Genomic DNA, 19,268 nt, shown 5'->3' with positions numbered 1-19,268 from the left:
CCCAGTTTAGTATTTGTAAAGCAGGGTGTAAAAGCGAAGCTCCACTTACTATACCTCAAAATAGAACGGTCGTATTATTTTAATTTAAAATTTTTTCTTTTCTTTATTCAATTCAAAATACCAGTCGATAGCACCAGAGATGCGTAGTCATAAAAATGGCCAGCCCCAAAATTTCTGGAGCTGTCTCAATGCTTCAATTACATGCTTTTACACTTCCAGCCATTCCTTGCGGATGTTTTCATTTACCCGCAATTCTGCGGGCGTACCTTCAAACACGATGCTGCCATGACCCATAACATACACTCTTTGCGAAATTTCAAGCGCAATTGCCAATTTTTGCTCTACCAGCAAAACCGATATGCCGCGATTTTTTAGCTCTTTGAGATACTCGGCCACCAGCTCGACGATCTTTGGCGCCAGGCCTTCCGTCGGCTCGTCAATCATGATCAGGTCAGGATCGCCCATCAAGGTACGGCACAGTGTCAGCATTTGCTGCTCACCACCTGACATCACCCCCGCCTGGGTATTTCTGCGTTCACGCAGGCGCGGGAACATCTGGTACATATCCTCCATGCTCCAGCGTGGCTTATCGCCCGTCGTGCGACCAGACTTCTGACCAAGCATCAAGTTCTGTTCAACAGTCAAAGTTGGAAAAATATCGCGGTTTTCAGGTACATAACCCAAACCTTTATGCGCAATCTGAAAGGCCTTAAGTCCAATGATTTCCTCGCCTTTGAAGAGGATAGAACCTGTTGCATCCACTTGCCCCATAGTCGCCTTGACCGTCGTAGAACGACCAACACCATTGCGTCCCAGCAGGCTGACAATTTCGCCAGCATTGACCTGCATGTCCACTCCATGCAAGACATGGCTCTTGCCATAGTAGGCATTGAGATTCTTAATCGTAAGCAAACTCATTCAACCTCCACCGGTGCATGACCGCCAAGATAAGCGTCTTTGACTTTTTGATTGTTGCGGATATTGGCTGGAGTATCACAAGCAATCACTTCGCCATACACGACAACTGCAATTTTATCGGCCAAACCGAAGACCACACTCATATCATGCTCAACCATCAACAATGATTTACCGACTGTGACTTTACGTATTAATTCTACTGCTGCATCAGACTCAGAGCGACTCATGCCAGCAGTCGGTTCATCCAACAGGATCACATCGGCACCACCCGCGATAGTGATACCAATTTCCAATGCCCTTTGCTCGGCATAGGTCAACAAGCCAGCCGTAATGTTGCGCCTGCGCTTGAGTCCAATTTGCTCCAGAACAGCTTCTGCCCTCTCATGCGCGTCTTTCAAGCCATTCAACCTGTCCCAAAATGAATATTTGTATCCTAGCGACCAAAGCACTGCACAGCGCAAGTTTTCATACACAGACAGGCGATGAAAAATATTCGTAATCTGAAAGCTGCGCGACAAGCCGCGCCGATTGATTTCATAGGGCTTCAGCGTAGTGATGCTCTCACCATTCAGCAAGATATCTCCGGATGTAATCGGGAAACGGCCAGAAATCAAATTGAATAATGTAGATTTCCCGGCTCCATTGGGGCCAATGATGGCGAAGCGCTCGCCTTTTGGCACCTGCAAACTTGCTCCCCGGATGATTTCTGCACTACCAAATGATTTACGTACATCTATTAATTCAAGCGAAAAGCCTGTCATGCTTGCGCCCTCCGCATTTGTTCTTCGATTTCAGTATTGACGTCACCCCAGTGTTGCGCAAAACCTCCTTTGAGTTTGGCGCAGGCAAAAATACCCAGGGCAATAACGATGATCGTCATTAGCCACCAGCTACTACTGGCCGTATCTATGGAAACACCAAACATCTCTATGACTGCGCTTTGAGTCGCTTCCAAAGTGCGTTGATACAGCATTTCCACTGCCAATATGACACCAGCTGTCGTCACTGTTGCTGCAAGTACCAATTTCCACATACTGGGCCAGACACGTTTAAACATGCCAAACTTGGCAACGCGCAAATTCATCATGATGATGCTTGCTATGCCACCGGGTGCATACATGACGATGAGGATGAAGAAAACACCTAAATATAATTGCCAGGCCTTGGTCAGGTCAGACAACATCACGGTCAAAAACACGCCCAGGATTGCCCCTATCATGGGGCCAAAGAAAAAGCCTACACCACCAATAAAGGTGAATAGCAAGACTGCACCTGAACGTATAGCACTGACATTTTCTGCGGTCACAATTTCAAAATTTATGGCCGATAAACCACCGGCAATACCTGCAAAAAAAGCGGACAAAATCAACGTCAGGTAACGCACCCATTGCGTATCGTAGCCAATGAACTCAACCCGCTCAGGATTATCACGTACAGCATTGACGATGCGCCCCAATGGAGTTTGCGTAAATGCATACATACCGATGGTGCTGATGAATAGCCAGAAAGCGATCAGGTAGTACACCTGGATTTGTGGTCCATATGTGATGCCGAGAAAGGATGACCCTATCACGCGATTGGTAGAAATACCGCCTTCCCCGCCGAAAAAACTCGGGAACATTAGCGAACAGGCAAACACCAGCTCCACCATACCAAGGGTGATCATGGAGAAAGTCGTACCTGATTTTTTAGTCGTGACATACCCAAACAAGACGCCAAAAAACATACCAGCAATACCGCCGATCAAAGGGATCATGCTGACTGGGAAAGTCATGCTGCCAGCAGTCATCAGATTCATTGCATGAATGGAGAAAAAAGCTCCCAGGCCGGAATAAACCGCATGTCCAAAGGACAGCATCCCTCCTTGCCCCAATAACATATTGTAGGAAAGACCGAAGATCATCAGCGTCCCCATTTGGGAGAGCAGGGACAATGATCCACCGGTGTTAAACATCATAGGTGCCAGGATCAGCAGGATGGCAAAACTGCTCCAGATGATCCAGCGCGCCAAGTTGATGGGTTTGAATACTAAAGGTTTGCTCATCTTTTTATCCTTCGCGTGTACCGAGTAAACCTCTGGGCCTGAAAATCAGGATGAGGACTAATAAAAGATAGGGCAAGATAGGTGCAACCTGAGCAATTGTCAGACTTAACAAAGAATAGCCCGGCGCATTCGCGGTAATGGCCATGCCCAATTTGGCAAACATTGTGACGAAGGAATAATCCAGTGCCACGGCAAATGTTTGCAAAACGCCAATCAACAGCGATGCCACAAATGCCCCCGCCAAGGAGCCCATGCCACCCACCACCACCACCACGAAAATAATACTACCCAAGGTGGAAGCCATACCAGGCTCAGTCACAAAGGCATTACCACCGACGACACCAGCAAGCCCAGCTAGTGCGCAGCCGCCGCCAAACACCAGCATGAAAACTCTGGGAACATTGTGCCCTAATGCTTCTACGGTATCGGGGTGTGTGAGGGCCGCTTGTATCACCAGGCCTATGCGGGTACGAGTCAGCAATAGATAAATCGATACCAACATCACTAATGCAACCAGCATCATGAAGCCGCGATAGATAGGAAAGGTTGTTGTGTACAAGGTAAACAAAGGGCCATCCAGAGATGCGGGGATGGGATATGGCACTGTAGAGCGTCCCCAGATCAATTGCACCAATTCCACAATCACGTAGGAAAGTCCAAAGGTGAACAATAATTCAGGTATATGTCCATATTTATGCACCGAACGCAGACCATAACGCTCGACCATAGCACCCAGCAAACCAACCAACAGAGGTGCGAAAACCAAAGCTGGCCAAAAGCCTATTTTGATACTGATGGCATAAGCAAAATAAGCCCCCAACATATAGAAACTGGCGTGAGCGAAATTGAGTACGCCCATCATGCTGAAAATCAATGTCAGTCCGGACGAAAGCATGAACAACAGCAATCCGTAACTGACACCATTCAGCAAAGTGATCAGTGTGAATTCCACAGCAAAGATCCTTTTCAGAAAATTCTTGAACGATCGTACTATTTATAGGAAAAAAAAGAGAGTGCGCATGGAGCGACTCTCTTTTTTAGAGATTAGCCTGGTCGTTTCATCTGACAAGAAGATGGTTGAGATGCAACAAATGCATCGATTTTTTGATTGGTTTTCCAGCCCATACCAGTATTTTCCTGATCAAATTTAACATCCTTGCCGTTAGTTTTTACCCAGGTAGCGATATACAGGGGTTGCTGAATTTGATGGTCAACTTTACGCATACTGGCTTCACCATTCAGACTTTTGAAATTCAATCCTTCAAGGGCTATAGCCACTTTGGCAGGTTCAATAGACTTGGCCTGTTTGACAGCTTGTCCCATAGCTGCCAAAACAGAGTACGTCGCCATGGAATAATAGTCATCCTTGTATTTGGCCTTAAATCCTTCAATGATGTCTTTGCCGGCAAAAGTTTCGTTGTTCGCATTCCAGTAGCCCACATACTTGACACGATCTATACCTGAGGCGCCCATTGCCGTTGGCACACCAGTTGTAGAACCATAGTAAGTATAGAAATTGGCTTTCAAATCTGCATCTTTGGCAGATTTAATCAGCAAAGCCAAGTCAGCCCCCCAGTTACCGGTTATCACAGTATCCGCGCCAGAAGCCTTGATTTTCGCAACATAAGGCGAGAAATCTTTAACTTGACCAATTGGATGGAGATCGTCACCGACAATTTGTATATCCGGACGTTTGCGTGCCAGATACTCTTTGGCGGCACGGGTTACCTGATGACCGAATGAGTAATTCTGGCCTATGATGTAAACCTTCTGGATATTTTTATCAGCCGCCATGAAGGTCGTCAGCGCTTCCATTTTCATGTCAGAATTTGAATCAAAACGGAAATGCCAGAAGCTGCATTTGCTGTTGGTCATATCAGGATCAACAGCAGCGTGGTTCAGATAAACAATTTCCTTGCCAGGATTGCGCTCATTGTGCTTGTTGACAGCATCCAGCAAAGCCAGGCCTACGCCAGAGCCATTGCCTTGTGTTATGTAGCGAAAGCCTTTGTCGATGACGGTCTTCAGGACATTCAAGGACTCTTGTGGACTACCTTTATTATCAAAACCGACAACTTCGAATTTATGTTCACCACCCCATTTCTCAGCGTTGGCTTTATCAGCAATGTACTGATAGGAATTCAGAATGTTTTGCCCTACTGGTGCAAAAGGACCCGACAGTGGATCAATATAGGCGATCTTGATGGTATCAGCCATCACTGTGGGTACGGCGAAAGTTAAAGCGACTGCAGCAAGGCTGGCACGTAAAGTAAATTTCATTTGTCTCTCTCCGGTATTCTCATTGTTAGGAATCTAGATTTTTTCGTTTTATCGCTACTTCCAGAACCTGGACTACCAGCACTGCTTAGCCCAAGTCCTGCATTACTTATGCAGTTGGTAGTTTATGTTCCTTGAATTGCTCCCTCAGTTTATTCTTCAAAATTTTCCCTGTCGCCCCTAAAGGCAGACTTTCTACGAAAACAACGTCGTCAGGCAACCACCATTTTGCAACCTTGCCATCAAAAAATTGCAACAACTCCTCCCTGGTGACTTCTGCACCCGGCTTTTTCACCGCCAACAACAATGGGCGCTCATCCCACTTTGGATGGAATACACCAATGCAGGCGGCTTGCAAAATTGCGGGATGAGAGACGGCTACATTTTCCAGATCTATCGTGCCTATCCACTCTCCACCGGACTTGACCACATCTTTACTTCGGTCAGTGATCTGCATATAGCCATCAGTATCTATGGTGGCTACGTCACCGGTAGGAAACCAGCCGTCTTCAAGAACATCGCCACCTTCATTCTTGTAATAACTATGGATAATCCAGGGCCCCTTGACCAGCAGATTGCCATAGGTCTTACCATCCCAGGGTAACTCCTGGCCTGCGTCGTCAACGATTTTCATCTCGACGCCATACAAAACATGCCCTTGTTTCTGGAGTATGGCTTGCTTCTCATCTTCAGTCAGATCAGCGTGCTTGGCCATCAAAGTACCTGCCGTACCCAAAGGCGACATCTCCGTCATACCCCAGGCATGTACTACTTCAACACCATAGGTGTGACGTAGGGTTTTCATCATGGCAGGTGGGCAGGCAGAACCACCAATCACCGTACGTTTGAAAGTCGAGAATTTCAAATTATTCTGCGCTACATAGGTCAGCAGCCCAAGCCAGACAGTTGGCACACCAGCCGAGAAAGTAACTTTCTCTTGCTCAAATATTTCATAAAGTGATTTCCCATCCAGGTGCGGACCAGGAAAAACCAGTTTGGCACCATTCAATGGAGCAGAGTAAGGCAGGCCCCAGGCATTTACATGGAACATGGGCACTACGGGCAATACTGAATCACGTGCTGACACATTCAAGCCATCTGGCAAAGACGAAGCATATGAATGTAAGATGGTGGAGCGGTGGGAATACAAGGCACCTTTAGGATTGCCTGTCGTGCCGGAAGTGTAGCAAAGGCTGGAGGCTGAGTTTTCATCAAAGACCGGCCAGACAAAATCATCGCTATTGGCTTCAATTAAATCTTCGTAAGCCATCAAATTGGGGATTTTGCCATCGGCTGGCAATTTATCCCTGTCGCACATCATGATATAACCTTTGATTCCTGGGCAATGAGCAGCTATTGCCTGCACTATGGGCAGGAAAGTCATATCAAACAGCAGGTACTGGTCTTCAGCGTGATTGGCGATGTAGGCAATCTGTTCTGGATGCAATCTAGGATTAATGGTGTGCAGGACAGCGCCAGAACCTGATACCGCATAATATGCTTCCAGATGTCGATAACCATTCCAGGCCAGCGTGGCGATACGGTCACCAATTTTTACGCCCAGTTCGGCGAAAGCATTCGCGAGTTTTTTGGAGCGCCTATGGCATTCGCTATAATTATAGCGATGTATATCCCCTTCAACTCTCCGAGAAACAATTTCATTCTTCCCAAAATAACGGTCTGCATGTTCGATGAGGCTGGAAATAAGCATAGGCTTATTCATCATTTGCCCCATCAAAGGGCTCATAGCATAAGACGACATTTGTTCTCCTGAAATGTGCTGCATTATCGATTGCTTTGGTATTTTGCTAGTTTGCTGAATATTATTCTTTGTCGATTTTTGTACGACCGTACTAATCCGTCAATCAGTATTTTTTTTGCAATGCACAAAGGATATCTTGATCACCCTAACTATTTTTGGTTTTCCACAAACAAAAATGCGGAAGAAAAGCTCTTCCGCATTGCAACATTCAACAAATTTACTTTGTGTCGAAAAAAGAGCGTTGCTACTTCTGACGACCAACTTCTTAACGTTTAGCGCTAGCTCCCGCTTCACCCGACTCAAGTACAAAACCGGCAGCTGAATCTTTACCCAATACTTTGACCAGGTAAGGCATCACTTCTTTTAAGGTGTCCAGCAAAGTCCAGGGCGGATTAAGGATGAACATGCCACTGCTATGCAAGCCAAACCCATCTGGTGAAGGGCCACTAATGGATAGGGTGACATTCAGCCAGCTATTTGCCTGCAATCGCTTGAGTTTTTCTGGCAGGGAACGGGATTCCTGACGTTGCAATACCGGATACCAGACAGCAAAGGTGCCGGTAGGGAAACGCTTCAGTCCGTCCTCCAAACATACCTTGACGCGCCTGTAGTCATCCTTGACTTCATACGGTGGGTCTATCAGTACCATGCCACGACGGGATGGTGGCGGTAACAAAGCCTTCAGGCTTTCAAAACCATCGCCAGCAGAGATGATGACGCGCTTTCCCCTGACGGTCTGGCGCTTGCCCTGCTCAGCCGCATGGTTATCAAGCTTGCGGAAGTTTTCACTCAGTATCTTGATTTCGCTAGGGTGCAATTCAAACAGGCGCAGGCGGTCTTGCTCGCGCATGACGATATTGGCGCAGTATGGGGAACCTGGGTAATAACGCATTTTACCACTGGGATTGAGGCCCTTGATCAAATCCATGTAGGCTGCGAAAGCTGGAGGTATATCTTTCCTGTCCCACAAAGGTGCTATACCGGTCTCAAATTCGGCATTTTTGCTTGCGTAACCACTGTCAAGTGCATACAAACCCGCACCTGCATGTGTATCGATATAGGTATAAGCAGTGTCTTTTTGACCCAGATATTCCAATAGTTGAATCAGGACAAAATGTTTCAAAACGTCGGCGTGATTACCGGCATGAAAGCCGTGGCGGTAGCTCAGCATAATAAAATCTTTCAAAAATGAATAGGCGACCTGCCATCGGCAAGTCGCCCGGAAATGGTAGCAAACGGGAATTGGAGCTAGCTTACCTAGCCTACCCTTTTGCCAAGTATGATCAAATCGCGCTCTATGCCGTCCAGCGTTGCCACCCGTGGCATATTTGCCCAGTTCGCAAAGTCAAATGCAGCAAATAACTTCAAACTTGGTACATTATGACCAAAAATGAAGCCTAGCAAAGTGTGAACCCTGATTTCAGGGGCATGTGCAATGGCCTGCGTCAGGAAATAACGCCCCAACCCTTGGCCACGTGCTGCTTCATGCAAGTAAATGGATAATTCAGCTGTCCCAGCATAAGCTGGCCTGCCGTAAAAATTCGAAAATGATAACCAGCCTATGATTTGCCCATTCTGCTCACAGACCCAAAGTGGACGCGATTCAGGCCGATGCTCATCAAACCATGCATGGCGTGATTCTACCGTAATTGGTTCAGTATCTGCAGTCACTACGCGTGAGGCAACAGTGGAGTTATAAATTGCGACAATTTGCGGCAAATCCTCAAACTGCGCCAGTCTATGCGTAAATTCTGCAGCCATCATCATTAAATTGTATGGGTAGCCCTGGAAGAACGTACGGCTGCACCAAGCAATTCCTCTACGCGCAAGCGGATGCGGGTACCACTTTCATCTTCCGGAAAATGCACGCCTATACCTTGCGACTTGTTATTCCCTGCACCAGCAGGTGTAATCCAGGCAACCTTGCCAGCGATAGGATACTTATTCGGGTCATCCAGCAAAGTCAGGATCAGATAAATCTCTTCACCCAGACGGTAAGTCTTATTGGTAGGCACGAAAATACCGCCATTTTTTAAAAATGGCATATAAGCTGCAAACAAGGCAGCTTTCTCTTTAATTGCCAGCGATAGTACCGAAGGACGATTCGGTGAAGGCATATTAAGCGGAGCACTAAGGTCTGCTGGTAAATCTGACATGTTCTGGCTTTCGCAATTCTTTAATCAAATAGTGCGGAATATTCAAGCAGCATATCTTCCAAAAATAATTTGGCCGATAAAGGGTGACTGGCAATCGCCTGTCTTTCATTGCAATTCTTGATGAATTGCTGCAAAGCTGACTCATCAACCTGCATGGACAATGCCTTCAACTCCCTCCCATAGCGAGGATGATACCGGATTCTGCCACTTTGTTTGTAGGAAAATATATCGTAGAGCCAACGTTGTAGCCAGCCGACGACGACCGGCATTTCCATTTTCTGCATTTTATCGGCAGTTTTGAGGCTGAGTTCGGTGCCTGGTTTACTTAAAAACCGTATAAATTCATCCAAATCCGCACGCAAGTCCGAATGCGCCATTTCGAATGCAGCCAAAGGCGCGCCACCCTGTTGAGCCAGCCAGACATCCGCATCCTTGATGCCTTGCGCGTGCAACCATTCCAGCGCGACGCCTGCATCAGGCAGGCCCAAGCCAAATTTATGGCAACGCGACAAGATAGTTGGCAACAATCTGTCTATGCTATTCGACACCAGAATGAATACCGTATTCGCATTTGGTTCTTCCAGAGATTTCAACAAGGCATTTGCTGCTGGCACATTTAGCGCCTCCGCGGGGTACAAGACAATGATGCGTCTGCCACTACGATGGGTAGAAATATTCATGAAATCCGACAGTGCCCGGATTTGGTTGATGACGATTTCCTTGGAAGGTGCTTTACTGGCCTTGCTGGTTTTGCTGCTGGTTTCGGCTTCATCACCAACGGGCGCATCTTCTTCGTCCAGCAATTCAGGCCTGACGCGACGATAATCAGGGTGACTATACTGTGAAAACCAGCCACAGGAACCACATTGCCGACAGGCATGCCCACCCTGCCCCGGGCTTTCACAAAGCAGGGATTGCGCCAGATGTTCGGCAAACACAGTTTTACCTATGCCTTGCGGCCCATGCAATAAAAAGGCATGAGGTAAACGCTGCCCTATAGCCTGTATCTGTTGCCAGGCTTCTTCTTGCCAGCTATATAACGGATGCTGCGTCATCTTGCTTGTTGAGCAGAGCTCAATAAATCATCAATCAATACATCAAGCTGCAAACGAATTGCGTCTATGCTTAGTGTCGAATCAATAATCCTGAACCGTTGAGGAAATTCCCCGGCACGGCGCAGGTATTCATTGCGCGTGGCAGCAAAAAAATCTGCCTTTTCCTGTTCAAACTTATCCAGGTCACGCGTAGCATCCAGGCGCGCGCGCGCCACTTCCAGCGGTAAATCGAACAACAGAGTCAGGTCTGGCTGCAAATTTGGATGCACCCATTGTTCCAGTGCATTGAGTTTATCCAATGATAAATGCCGGCCACCACCCTGATAAGCAAAGCTGGCATCAGTAAACCGGTCAGAGATGACCCAGTCGCCGCGTGCCAATGCTGGCTCTATAACCTGAGCAATGTGCTCGCGCCTGACGGCAAACATCAGCAAGGCTTCTGTCTCCAAATGCATTTTTTGCTTTAATAGCACTTCACGCAAGGTTTCACCCAGGGGCGTGCCACCAGGCTCACGGCTACAAATGACCTTTACATTCTGGGCCTGCAGTGTGTTTTGCAAACGCTCTGCGACGTAGGCGATATGCGTGGACTTACCGGCACCGTCTATGCCTTCAAAGCTGATAAATTTTCCTGTGTGCTTCATTATTCAATTCTATATTCTATTAATGCACCGTGACGCTATCAACGCTGGTACTTGTTCACAGCGCGATTATGGTCATTCAAACTATCAGAAAACTGACTGGTCCCATTTCCACGCGCGACGAAGTATAAAGCATCACTATGCGCCGGATCCAAGGCAGCGGAAATCGATTCCATGCCAGGCAAGGCAATCGGTGTCGGAGGCAAGCCTGCCCGCGTATAGGTGTTATAAGGCGTATCTGTCAACAAGTCACGCTTGTAGATCTTGCCCTGGTAGCGGTCACCCATACCATAAATGACGGTAGGATCAGTTTGCAGCAACATGCCCAAGCGCAGGCGGTTGACAAAAACGGAGGCGATCATCGGACGCTCTGATTTTTGCCCGGTCTCTTTTTCTATGATGGAAGCCATGGTCAGGGCTTCATAGCGATTCTTGTATGGTAGGCCATCTACCCGTTTTTTCCAGGCTTCGTCGAGTTTTTTCAACAATTGGTTATGGGCTTGTTCATAAAGCTGTAGATCAGAACTGCCTTTGGCGAAGCGATAGGTATCAGGAAAGAACAAACCTTCCGCTTGCGGAAAGTCTGGCGTAATCTTGCGCATCAGCTCTGCTTCGCTCATGCCCTGGGTTTCATGCTTGACGGCAGGATGTGAATCTACCACTTTGCGCATTTGCTGAAAGGTCCAACCCTCGATCACCACAAGACTGGCCATGGAAAAATCACCATTGACGATCTTGTTCAGCAATTCGACTGGTGTCTTACCAGCCTCTATCTCGAAAGAGCCGGCTTTCAAGCGATTTTCTTTCCCCATCAAACGTGCCAGTGCCTCAAACATCAGCGGTTGAACTGGTACTCCTGCTTCAAAAACCTGACGGGCAGATGCGCGCACGCCGCTACCTGGTTTAATAGTGAATTCTTTGACTGCACCTTCCACAAAAATGGCTTGTTGCATCCAATAATAGAAACCGCCACCTGTGGCCAGCGCAAGTAAAATTAGTAATACAAATAATTTTTTTATGAAACCCATGTAGGCAGCTTAATCAAAATTGAGGGAGTTCTGACGAGATTTTGCATACGCTACTATAATTCGCCTGAACAGGTGCAGGTGGTATTGTAAAGCCAGCGCGCACATTAAGCGAATCAGTAAAGAAGAGTGAGTATAACAATATGACGTGGGAAGACTTTTTATCCAGCCAGGGCGCAACGGTGGAAAACCTGAATACCAACGGTTTTACTCCTCATTGGCAGTCAGATGCCCTGCAAACAGGGTTTGTTGCCCCTTTGACTGATCTGGGCCTAATAAGAGTTGCAGGCGAAGATGCCCCGTCTTTTTTGCATAATCAATTGAGCAATGATGTGGAGCATTTGGGTGCAACAGAGCTGCGCCGTGCGGCTTATTGCACCCCTAAAGGACGCATGTTGGCCAGCTTTGTGTATTGGAAAGATGGCCAGGATATTATCTTGCAGCTATCAAAAACAATACAAGCCTCTGTGCAAAAACGTTTGCAAATGTTTGTTTTAAGGGCGAAAGCCAAATTACACGATATCAATGCAGAATACGTTGTTCTGGGGTTAGGTGGCAGTGCTGCACCTGCAGCACTGCAAGAATGGTTTCCAGAGCTGCCAGCTAAAGTCGACCAACAACTGAGCAACGAATATGGCAGCCTGCTGCGCGTCGCAGACGCCAACAGTTTTCCACGCTATCAATGGATAGCACCTGTGGAAATTGCACAGCTAGCCTGGCCAAAATTAAACACCCAACTGCGCGCAGTAAACACCAGCGCCTGGCGTGTGACTGAAATTCAGGCTGGCATTGCCATCGTCATCGCCAGCACTCAAGAGAAGTTTGTCCCGCAAATGATCAATTTCGAACTTATCGGTGGTGTGAACTTTAAAAAGGGCTGCTACCCAGGCCAGGAAATAGTCGCGCGCAGTCAATACTTGGGCAAACTCAAGCGCCGCATGGCAATAGCACTGGTCCATGCGAAAGATGTAGCTGCAGGAACGGAAGTATTTCATAGTGATGATGTCAGCCAGCCTTGCGGCATGATCGTTAACGCTGAACAACATCAGGAAGACAGCTCTCTGGTGTTGATAGAAATGAAGCTGACTGATCAGGAAAGCGGTCAACTCACACTGGGTTCAGCCAGTGGCGCAGCGATAGAACTGCAACCGCTACCGTATGCAATAACAGATATTACGCAATAAAGAATCAAAAGCAGGCATATGAATTGCTATATCTATTTCAAAGCCAGCGCCAATAAAGAAGCTGAAGTGCTGCAGCAAGAGCGGTTGTTGCAAAAACTTATGCTTCAGGCTGATCAGCAAAGTCCAGGTCTGCAGAGACGTCCGGCAGAACAGGATGGCATGCATACCTGGATGGAGATTTATTATCAGGTTTCGTCAGATTTTGAACAGAGGCTAGAGCTGGCTTACGCGCAAACTGGATTAAAACAATTACAGTCTGGTGAGCGACATATGGAATATTTTGTGGATGTAGACTTATGTGCCTGATCGTCTTTGCCTGGAAACTTATACCCTGCACACCTATCGTGTTTGCAGGTAACCGTGATGAGTTTTATGACCGGCCTGCGGCTGCCGCTGATTGGTGGCAAGACAACCCCAACATATACGCCGGACGCGACCTGCAATCGGGCGGTACCTGGCTGGGCATGACTACGCTGAACGGTGCAGATAGTCTGACAAGCAAATTTGCCGCCATTACGAATATCCGCGCGCCTTCCGAGAAGCGTGAAGACGCGCCTACGCGTGGAGAACTGGTTGCCAATTACCTCAATAGCAACTTGAGCGCACAAGAGTACATCGCCAGCATTCGAGATACTGTTGCCGACTATAACGGTTTCAATTTGCTGATAGGTGATCAGGAAGACCTGATCTGGTTTTCCAATCGCAACCAGGATGATGTACGCAACGGCCAGCCACTACCTCCAGGTATCTATGGCATTTCCAACGCATCACTGGATACGCCCTGGCCCAAAGTCGTCAGAACCAAAGCTGAATTTGCCAGCATGATATGTCAGCGCGCCCCAGTGGATGCCTATTTTGAAGTGCTGGCCAATACCACCCCTGCTCCAGATTGCCGCTTACCCGATACCGGCATTTCATTTGAGATGGAGAGGCTACTTTCGTCGCCTTGCATCGTTTCACCGAGTTATGGTACCCGGGTTTCTACGGTAGTTAAAATCCATAAAGACTATCCGGCGGAATTTCATGAAAAGCTGTTGCGCTAAATAAATTTGGCTATTCGGCCAGCACTTTATACTGCTATACTTTTTCCAATCTGGATTTCCAAAGCAATGCGGCAGCCAGCAACTTTAATATGCAAGGTAAAGCTGCGTAAGCCAGTGTTAACGCTTGCAGACCATTATCGCTCGTCGCACCTGGCACATAACCCAGGTATTCCAGGGCTGGCAAGGCCAATCCGGCAGCGACGGCCAGATTCATCTTGCTGGCCCAGTTCCAGACGCCAAAATAACTGGCTTCGTTTTTTTCGCTATGCCCTGCTGCATGAATAACTCCTGCCAGCAAAGCTGGCGGTAAAGCGAGGTCGGCTCCAAGGCTCATGCCAGAAAAAATGCAAATCAGCGAAAAAGCCCAGGCATCGCCAACACCCAATGCAAGTACGCCGACAAAACTAAACACGGACAAGAGCATGGCAAACAGCCATGCATTGACCTCACCTTTTCTCTGCGCAAGACGCGTCCATAAAGGCATGGATAAAGCAGCCGCGAGAAAATATAGCAACAACAAAACGCCGGACAAATGCGCAAGATGTAAACGGTCTTTGGTAAAAAAAAGGAACAAGGTCGCCGGTATTGCAGCGGCGATACCATTGACAACAAATACCAGGAACAAAGCTCTGAAACTGCGGTTAGCGAATAAATCACGCAAGGACAGCGGCACGTGAGCGCCCATAGTCGCGCCTGATCTGCGTGGCGTATGGCGTATCAAAAACCAAGCTGTAATAAGTAGACTGAGACTCAGCATGCCAGATAAGATCGTGACATTGCCAAACTGAATGATGATGGCGGTGGCGATCACACCAACGAGACCACATGCCTCACGCACACTGGTCAATCTTACCCTTTGCCCTGGCTCCTGTGTCAATGCAGCACCCCAACTCTGAAAAGAGATACTGGCCAGGCTGAATCCGGCATATACAACTACTAGTGCAGACAAGAACCAGAGAAAGGCCAGATTGCCGGATAAGTGTGGCGGATGAAACAGGCCCGTGAAACCGGCAATCAATAATGGCAACGCAAGAACTATATAAGGTGCATAACTACGGCTTTGTGGTCTACGATCTATCAATGCCCCTATAAAGGGATCAAGGAAGGCATCCATGATACGAGTCAGCAATAATGCCGTACCTATGGCCGATAAAGACATACCCAGGCGATCAGCATAGAACTGTGGCACATAGACATAAATCGGTAAGGCTACCATCGCCAAAGGAAAACCAAACATAGCATAGGCAAGTAACTGCTTTAGAGAGAGGCGCGGCATATCTTCGTATTTATCCTGTCTTCAGAAAATAAAAAAGCGTGGTCATTATTCCATGACCACGCTTTTTCGTTTGAAGCCCGATGAATTAGCTCAATTCTTCCAGGCGCAACTTCGTCACCGCACCAAATACTGAATCGAGTTTCTCGATTTTCTCTATCGCAGCAACGATATTTTTTTCTTTGGTCTGATGCGTCAGAATGATGATGTCCGTTTGTGTTTCACCTTCCGCAGGTTCTTTTTGCAGCATGGCATCAATGGAGATCGTCAAATCTGCCAGGATGCGTGTGACATCAGCCAGGACACCAGGCTTGTCTGCCACGTGCATGCGCAGATAGTAACTGGTGACGATTTCTGACATAGGCAACACTGGTAAATCACTCAGTGAATTAGACTGGAAGGCCAGGTAAGGCACACGATGCTCAGGGTCAGCAGTCGCTAAACGAGTGATATCGACCAGATCCGCAATCACTGCAGAAGCCGTAGGCTCTGAACCAGCACCCTTGCCATAGTACAGGGTCGCACCGACTGCATCGCCATGTACCAGCACGGCATTCATGGCGCCTTCTACATTGGCAATCAGGCGCTTTTCCGGGATCAGGGTCGGATGCACGCGTAATTCTATGCCGGCTTCAGTACGCTTACTGATACCCAGCAGTTTGATACGGTAACCCAGTTCTTCTGCATAACGAATATCGCTGGCTTGCAGCTTGGTGATACCTTCCACATGGGCTTTATCAAACTGCATGGGGATACCATAAGCGATTGCGGCCATGATGGTGGCTTTATGCGCAGCATCCACACCCTCAATATCGAAGGTAGGATCAGCTTCTGCATAGCCCAGCTCTTGCGCCTGCTTCAGCACGGTGGCAAAGTCCAGGCCCTTATCACGCATTTCAGACAAGATAAAATTGGTCGTGCCATTGATGATGCCTGCGATCCACTGAATACGATTGGCAGTCAGGCCTTCACGCAAGGCTTTGATGATGGGGATGCCACCAGCAACTGCTGCCTCAAATGCGACCATCACACCTTTTTCTTCTGCTGCCTTGAAGATATCATTACCGTGCGTTGCCAACAAAGCCTTATTGGCCGTGACAACATGCTTGCCATTGGCGATGGCTTTCATGACCAGGTCTTTGGCGATACCATAGCCACCGATCAATTCGATGACGATATCGATATCAGGATTGCTGACCACCAGATTTGCATCATTGACGACTTCACATTCCCCGTTGGTCAACTCTCGTGCCCGCTCAACATTAAGGTCTGCCACCATGGCAATCTCAATCGAGCGACCTGCGCGACGCGTAATCTCTAACTGATTGCGCTTCAAAACGTTGAAAGTGCCGGAGCCGACGGTGCCTATGCCTAACAGGCCTACTTTGATGGGTTTCATAAGTTTTCTAAACAGTAAATTAAATTAATTAATTGGTGCCGTGACGCTTTCGGTATGACTCTAAAAAACTGGCAATACGTCCGAAAGCATCTGTCAAATCATCCGTATTGGGCAAGAACACCACACGGAAATGGTCGGGATTGATCCAGTTAAATCCCGTTCCCTGTACCAGCAACACGCGCTGCTCGGTCAGCAGTTCGTGGATAAACTCCTGGTCATCCTTGATGGGATACATCACGGGGTCCAGTTTGGGAAACATATACAGCGCCGCCTTGGGTTTGACACAAGTCACGCCAGGAATTGCCGTCAACAGCTTGTGCGCCAAATCGCGTTGCTTGAGCAAGCGTCCACCTGGCCCGACCAAGTCATTGATACTTTGGTAGCCACCAAGTGCGGTCTGAATAGCAAACTGCCCCGGCGCATTTGCACACAAACGCATGGAGGCTAACATATTCAAGCCCTCAATATAGTCCTTGGCATGTCGTTTTTCACCTGATACCACCATCCAACCCGCACGATAACCGCAAGAACGATAGTTTTTAGAAAGTCCATTCAAGGTCAGGAACAACACATCATCGGCCAGCGAAGCAATGGAGGTATGCTCTTCACCATCATACAAAGTCTTGTCGTAAATTTCATCCGCAAAAACGATGAGCTGATGCTGGCGCGCGACTTCGACTATTTGCTGCAAAACCTCAACCGGATACAAGGCACCGGTAGGATTATTGGGATTGATGACGACAATGGCCTTGGTATTGGGCGTGATCTTGCTCTTGATATCGTCGATATCCGGCATCCAGTCTGCACTTTCGTCGCAGACATAATGTACAGGCTTGCCACCAGACAAACTGACTGCAGCTGTCCAAAGCGGATAATCAGGTGCAGGCACCAGAACTTCATCGCCGCTATTGAGCAGTGCATTCATGCCCATGACGATCAATTCTGAAGCGCCATTGCCAATATAAATATCTTCTATGGTCACACCTCGGATATGCTTTTCCTGGGTGTAATGCATAATCGCTTTACGAGGTGCAAACATGCCTTTGGAGTCGGTATAGCCGGCTGCATTTTGCATATTGCGTATCATATCCTGCACGATTTCATCCGGCGGATCAAAATTGAAGACCGCCAGATTGCCGATATTCAGCTTGATGATTTTGTGCCCTTCATCCTCCATCTGCTTGGCTTTTTCCATGACTGGGCCACGGATGTCATAACAAACGTCTGCTAGTTTTAATGATTTTTGTATGGGTCGCACCGCTGCAATCCTTGATAATATTCATGAGTTGGCCAAATCCACATATTCGAACCAGGCTGAAATGAGATGAAAGCGCATGTTAAGCTGCAATGCAGAAATGCTGCACTGCCGAACGTTCCATTCTGCACAAAGCGCCGATTTTTATCAATCAGAACTTGGCAAAAGCTGAACTCGCGAGCAAATTTGCGCGAATAGAGTCGCAACAGGTATCCTAAATGAAGGTTTCGCAACCTAATAGCTTAGGCAGGTGCAATCAATGAGAAAATTATTTCTGTTCCTGGCGCTATCCCTGGCCAGTCTGAGCGCCGCATATTCACAGAATGTGCTGGAATCCATTGCTATAGACAGTGGCGGCAGACTAAGTGCCAGCCTGCTAGTCCTGGAAACCGGACAAAGCCTATGGATACTGCCGGACGCTCCATGTCCCATGCGGGGGGTTTACAGGCTGCCCATAGTAATGGCGGCACTGGCCAAAGTCGATCAAAACAAACTCAAGCTGGAACAAAAAATTGTCATCAACAAAGAGGATTTCATCAGCGAGATACAATCCAGTCTGCTAAGAAATGAACATCCAGATGGTAATTTAAAAATCAGCGTTAAAGAATTGTTGCATCACGCCATTACCAATGACGATGGCACTGCAAGTGACGTACTGTTACGCTTGCTCGGTGGCCCGCCTGTCGTCATGCAATATCTGGCGCAATTAGGGATACAGGATATCAAGGTGCTCGATACTGAAAAGGAAATGGGTAAGTCACGGGATAGGCAGTACCGCAATACGGCTACGCCAAAGGCCATGATCAAGCTACTACAAGCCCTGCAGGAAACCAGAGCGCTCAGTCCCCAAAGTCGTGATTTGCTTCTGAAATGGATGAGTGACGCTGAAACCACCCCAAACTCTGCTTCCAGCCCCAATCCTGCCCGTATCAAAGCTTTGCTACCAGCCAGCACACCCGTCGCTCACAAAATCGGCAGTTCAACCAACCGAAATAGCATGACTGCAGCACACAATGATGTGGGTATTATTACTTTACCCAATGGCCACCATATGGCTGTTGCTGTCTTTTTGACTGACAGTAAGGCACCGCATACCTCCCGCGATTTGACAATAGCCAAAATTACCAAGGTCGGTTGGGATGCATGGGCAAAAAAGTAAGCTTGAGACAAGCGGGAACCAATGAATACTGATAAAAAACGTTACAATGCGCCTCTCTCCAGTCCTAACCCTTGAGT

Annotated in this window: 19 protein-coding genes; 4 read left to right on the top strand and 15 right to left on the bottom strand. The window is 47.8% G+C overall.

The window, feature by feature from the left end; translation table 11 throughout:
- Positions 1–207: 207 nt before the first annotated feature.
- The 12 genes from H8L47_RS00650 to mltG all read right to left on the bottom strand — a co-directional run bounded on the left by H8L47_RS00650 (position 208) and on the right by mltG (position 11,881).
- Positions 208–918, bottom strand: a complete 711-nt coding sequence (locus H8L47_RS00650) for an ABC transporter ATP-binding protein (RefSeq protein WP_186951316.1) — start codon at positions 916–918, stop codon at positions 208–210.
- Positions 915–1,679: an ABC transporter ATP-binding protein gene (locus H8L47_RS00645; protein ID WP_186951315.1), complete on the bottom strand. Its 765-nt coding sequence runs from the start codon at positions 1,677–1,679 to the stop codon at positions 915–917. The genes H8L47_RS00650 and H8L47_RS00645 overlap by 4 nt, the downstream gene beginning before the upstream one ends.
- The gene (locus tag H8L47_RS00640) at positions 1,676–2,962 is read right to left on the bottom strand and encodes a branched-chain amino acid ABC transporter permease (protein WP_186951314.1); all 1,287 of its coding nucleotides are present in this window, start codon (positions 2,960–2,962) and stop codon (positions 1,676–1,678) included. Before H8L47_RS00640 ends, H8L47_RS00645 begins: the two co-directional genes overlap by 4 nt.
- A gap of 4 nt (positions 2,963–2,966) precedes the next feature.
- On the bottom strand, positions 2,967–3,914 hold the full coding sequence (locus tag H8L47_RS00635) for a branched-chain amino acid ABC transporter permease (protein ID WP_186951313.1): 948 nt from the start codon (positions 3,912–3,914) through the stop codon (positions 2,967–2,969).
- 92 nt (positions 3,915–4,006) lie between these two features.
- Entirely contained in the window at positions 4,007–5,179 is a 1,173-nt protein-coding gene (locus tag H8L47_RS00630; RefSeq protein ID WP_370868591.1) for a branched-chain amino acid ABC transporter substrate-binding protein, read from the bottom strand.
- A 169-nt stretch (positions 5,180–5,348) separates the two neighbouring features.
- Positions 5,349–7,001 (bottom strand): 3-(methylthio)propionyl-CoA ligase, encoded by a 1,653-nt coding sequence (locus H8L47_RS00625; RefSeq protein ID WP_230413532.1) that lies wholly within the window; start codon positions 6,999–7,001, stop codon positions 5,349–5,351.
- A gap of 265 nt (positions 7,002–7,266) precedes the next feature.
- Entirely contained in the window at positions 7,267–8,172 is a 906-nt protein-coding gene (locus tag H8L47_RS00620; protein WP_186951311.1) for a 23S rRNA (adenine(2030)-N(6))-methyltransferase RlmJ, read from the bottom strand.
- Positions 8,173–8,258: 86 nt separating this feature from the next.
- Positions 8,259–8,762, bottom strand: coding sequence for a GNAT family N-acetyltransferase (locus H8L47_RS00615; RefSeq protein WP_186951310.1), 504 nt, complete (start codon positions 8,760–8,762; stop codon positions 8,259–8,261).
- A 5-nt stretch (positions 8,763–8,767) separates the two neighbouring features.
- Positions 8,768–9,118 (bottom strand): PilZ domain-containing protein, encoded by a 351-nt coding sequence (locus H8L47_RS00610; RefSeq protein ID WP_370868592.1) that lies wholly within the window; start codon positions 9,116–9,118, stop codon positions 8,768–8,770.
- Between the two features lie 59 nt (positions 9,119–9,177).
- Positions 9,178–10,212 carry a DNA polymerase III subunit delta' gene (holB, locus tag H8L47_RS00605; RefSeq protein WP_186951308.1) on the bottom strand — a complete coding sequence of 345 codons (1,035 nt, stop codon included), beginning with the start codon at positions 10,210–10,212 and terminating at the stop codon, positions 9,178–9,180.
- The gene (gene tmk, locus H8L47_RS00600) at positions 10,209–10,856 is read right to left on the bottom strand and encodes a dTMP kinase (protein ID WP_186951307.1); all 648 of its coding nucleotides are present in this window, start codon (positions 10,854–10,856) and stop codon (positions 10,209–10,211) included. Before tmk ends, holB begins: the two co-directional genes overlap by 4 nt.
- 38 nt (positions 10,857–10,894) lie before the next feature.
- The gene (gene mltG / locus H8L47_RS00595; protein ID WP_186951306.1) at positions 10,895–11,881 is read right to left on the bottom strand and encodes an endolytic transglycosylase MltG; all 987 of its coding nucleotides are present in this window, start codon (positions 11,879–11,881) and stop codon (positions 10,895–10,897) included.
- A 140-nt stretch (positions 11,882–12,021) separates the two neighbouring features.
- Between mltG and ygfZ the strand changes: the two genes are divergently transcribed.
- Genes ygfZ through H8L47_RS00580 form a run of 3 tightly spaced genes read left to right on the top strand, consistent with a single transcriptional unit; the run spans position 12,022 to position 14,105 of the window.
- The gene (ygfZ, locus tag H8L47_RS00590; protein ID WP_186951305.1) at positions 12,022–13,062 is read left to right on the top strand and encodes a CAF17-like 4Fe-4S cluster assembly/insertion protein YgfZ; all 1,041 of its coding nucleotides are present in this window, start codon (positions 12,022–12,024) and stop codon (positions 13,060–13,062) included.
- A gap of 18 nt (positions 13,063–13,080) precedes the next feature.
- On the top strand, positions 13,081–13,368 hold the full coding sequence (locus H8L47_RS00585) for a DUF4936 family protein (protein WP_186951304.1): 288 nt from the start codon (positions 13,081–13,083) through the stop codon (positions 13,366–13,368).
- The gene (locus tag H8L47_RS00580) at positions 13,359–14,105 is read left to right on the top strand and encodes an NRDE family protein (protein WP_186951303.1); all 747 of its coding nucleotides are present in this window, start codon (positions 13,359–13,361) and stop codon (positions 14,103–14,105) included. The genes H8L47_RS00585 and H8L47_RS00580 overlap by 10 nt, the downstream gene beginning before the upstream one ends.
- A gap of 34 nt (positions 14,106–14,139) precedes the next feature.
- Here the strand turns inward: H8L47_RS00580 and H8L47_RS00575 are convergent, their stop codons facing one another.
- From H8L47_RS00575 to H8L47_RS00565, 3 genes are all read right to left on the bottom strand, one after another.
- Entirely contained in the window at positions 14,140–15,381 is a 1,242-nt protein-coding gene (locus H8L47_RS00575; protein ID WP_186951302.1) for an MFS transporter, read from the bottom strand.
- Between the two features lie 85 nt (positions 15,382–15,466).
- Positions 15,467–16,777, bottom strand: coding sequence for a homoserine dehydrogenase (locus tag H8L47_RS00570; RefSeq protein ID WP_186951301.1), 1,311 nt, complete (start codon positions 16,775–16,777; stop codon positions 15,467–15,469).
- A 28-nt stretch (positions 16,778–16,805) separates the two neighbouring features.
- Entirely contained in the window at positions 16,806–18,035 is a 1,230-nt protein-coding gene (locus tag H8L47_RS00565; protein WP_186951300.1) for a pyridoxal phosphate-dependent aminotransferase, read from the bottom strand.
- Positions 18,036–18,291: 256 nt separating this feature from the next.
- Here H8L47_RS00565 and bla point away from each other — a divergent pair, with 256 nt between their 5' ends.
- Positions 18,292–19,191, top strand: a complete 900-nt coding sequence (gene bla, locus H8L47_RS00560) for a class A beta-lactamase (protein WP_186951299.1) — start codon at positions 18,292–18,294, stop codon at positions 19,189–19,191.
- Positions 19,192–19,268 lie beyond the last annotated feature (77 nt).

Source organism: Undibacterium umbellatum (genome assembly GCF_014284125.1).
Classification (GTDB): Bacteria; Pseudomonadota; Gammaproteobacteria; order Burkholderiales; family Burkholderiaceae_D; genus Undibacterium; species Undibacterium umbellatum.
Note: the sequence above shows the minus strand (reverse complement) of the source record. Positions and strands in the feature narration are given on the sequence as shown.

Bases quoted from the DNA above. Each gene is read 5' to 3' on its own strand.
- H8L47_RS00650 (WP_186951316.1), bottom strand. From the start codon at position 918: ATGAGTTTGCTTACGATTAAGAATCTCAATGCCTACTATGGCAAGAGC.
- H8L47_RS00645 (WP_186951315.1), bottom strand. From the start codon at position 1,679: ATGACAGGCTTTTCGCTTGAATTAATAGATGTACGTAAATCATTTGGT.
- H8L47_RS00640 (WP_186951314.1), bottom strand. From the start codon at position 2,962: ATGAGCAAACCTTTAGTATTCAAACCCATCAACTTGGCGCGCTGGATC.
- H8L47_RS00630 (WP_370868591.1), bottom strand. From the start codon at position 5,179: ATGGCTGATACCATCAAGATCGCCTATATTGATCCACTGTCGGGTCCT.
- H8L47_RS00625 (WP_230413532.1), bottom strand. From the start codon at position 7,001: ATGTCGTCTTATGCTATGAGCCCTTTGATGGGGCAAATGATGAATAAG.
- H8L47_RS00620 (WP_186951311.1), bottom strand. From the start codon at position 8,172: ATGCTGAGCTACCGCCACGGCTTTCATGCCGGTAATCACGCCGACGTT.
- H8L47_RS00615 (WP_186951310.1), bottom strand. From the start codon at position 8,762: ATGGCTGCAGAATTTACGCATAGACTGGCGCAGTTTGAGGATTTGCCG.
- H8L47_RS00610 (WP_370868592.1), bottom strand. From the start codon at position 9,118: ATGCCTTCACCGAATCGTCCTTCGGTACTATCGCTGGCAATTAAAGAG.
- holB (WP_186951308.1), bottom strand. From the start codon at position 10,212: ATGACGCAGCATCCGTTATATAGCTGGCAAGAAGAAGCCTGGCAACAG.
- tmk (WP_186951307.1), bottom strand. From the start codon at position 10,856: ATGAAGCACACAGGAAAATTTATCAGCTTTGAAGGCATAGACGGTGCC.
- mltG (WP_186951306.1), bottom strand. From the start codon at position 11,881: ATGGGTTTCATAAAAAAATTATTTGTATTACTAATTTTACTTGCGCTG.
- ygfZ (WP_186951305.1), top strand. From the start codon at position 12,022: ATGACGTGGGAAGACTTTTTATCCAGCCAGGGCGCAACGGTGGAAAAC.
- H8L47_RS00585 (WP_186951304.1), top strand. From the start codon at position 13,081: ATGAATTGCTATATCTATTTCAAAGCCAGCGCCAATAAAGAAGCTGAA.
- H8L47_RS00580 (WP_186951303.1), top strand. From the start codon at position 13,359: ATGTGCCTGATCGTCTTTGCCTGGAAACTTATACCCTGCACACCTATC.
- H8L47_RS00575 (WP_186951302.1), bottom strand. From the start codon at position 15,381: ATGCCGCGCCTCTCTCTAAAGCAGTTACTTGCCTATGCTATGTTTGGT.
- H8L47_RS00570 (WP_186951301.1), bottom strand. From the start codon at position 16,777: ATGAAACCCATCAAAGTAGGCCTGTTAGGCATAGGCACCGTCGGCTCC.
- bla (WP_186951299.1), top strand. From the start codon at position 18,292: ATGAGAAAATTATTTCTGTTCCTGGCGCTATCCCTGGCCAGTCTGAGC.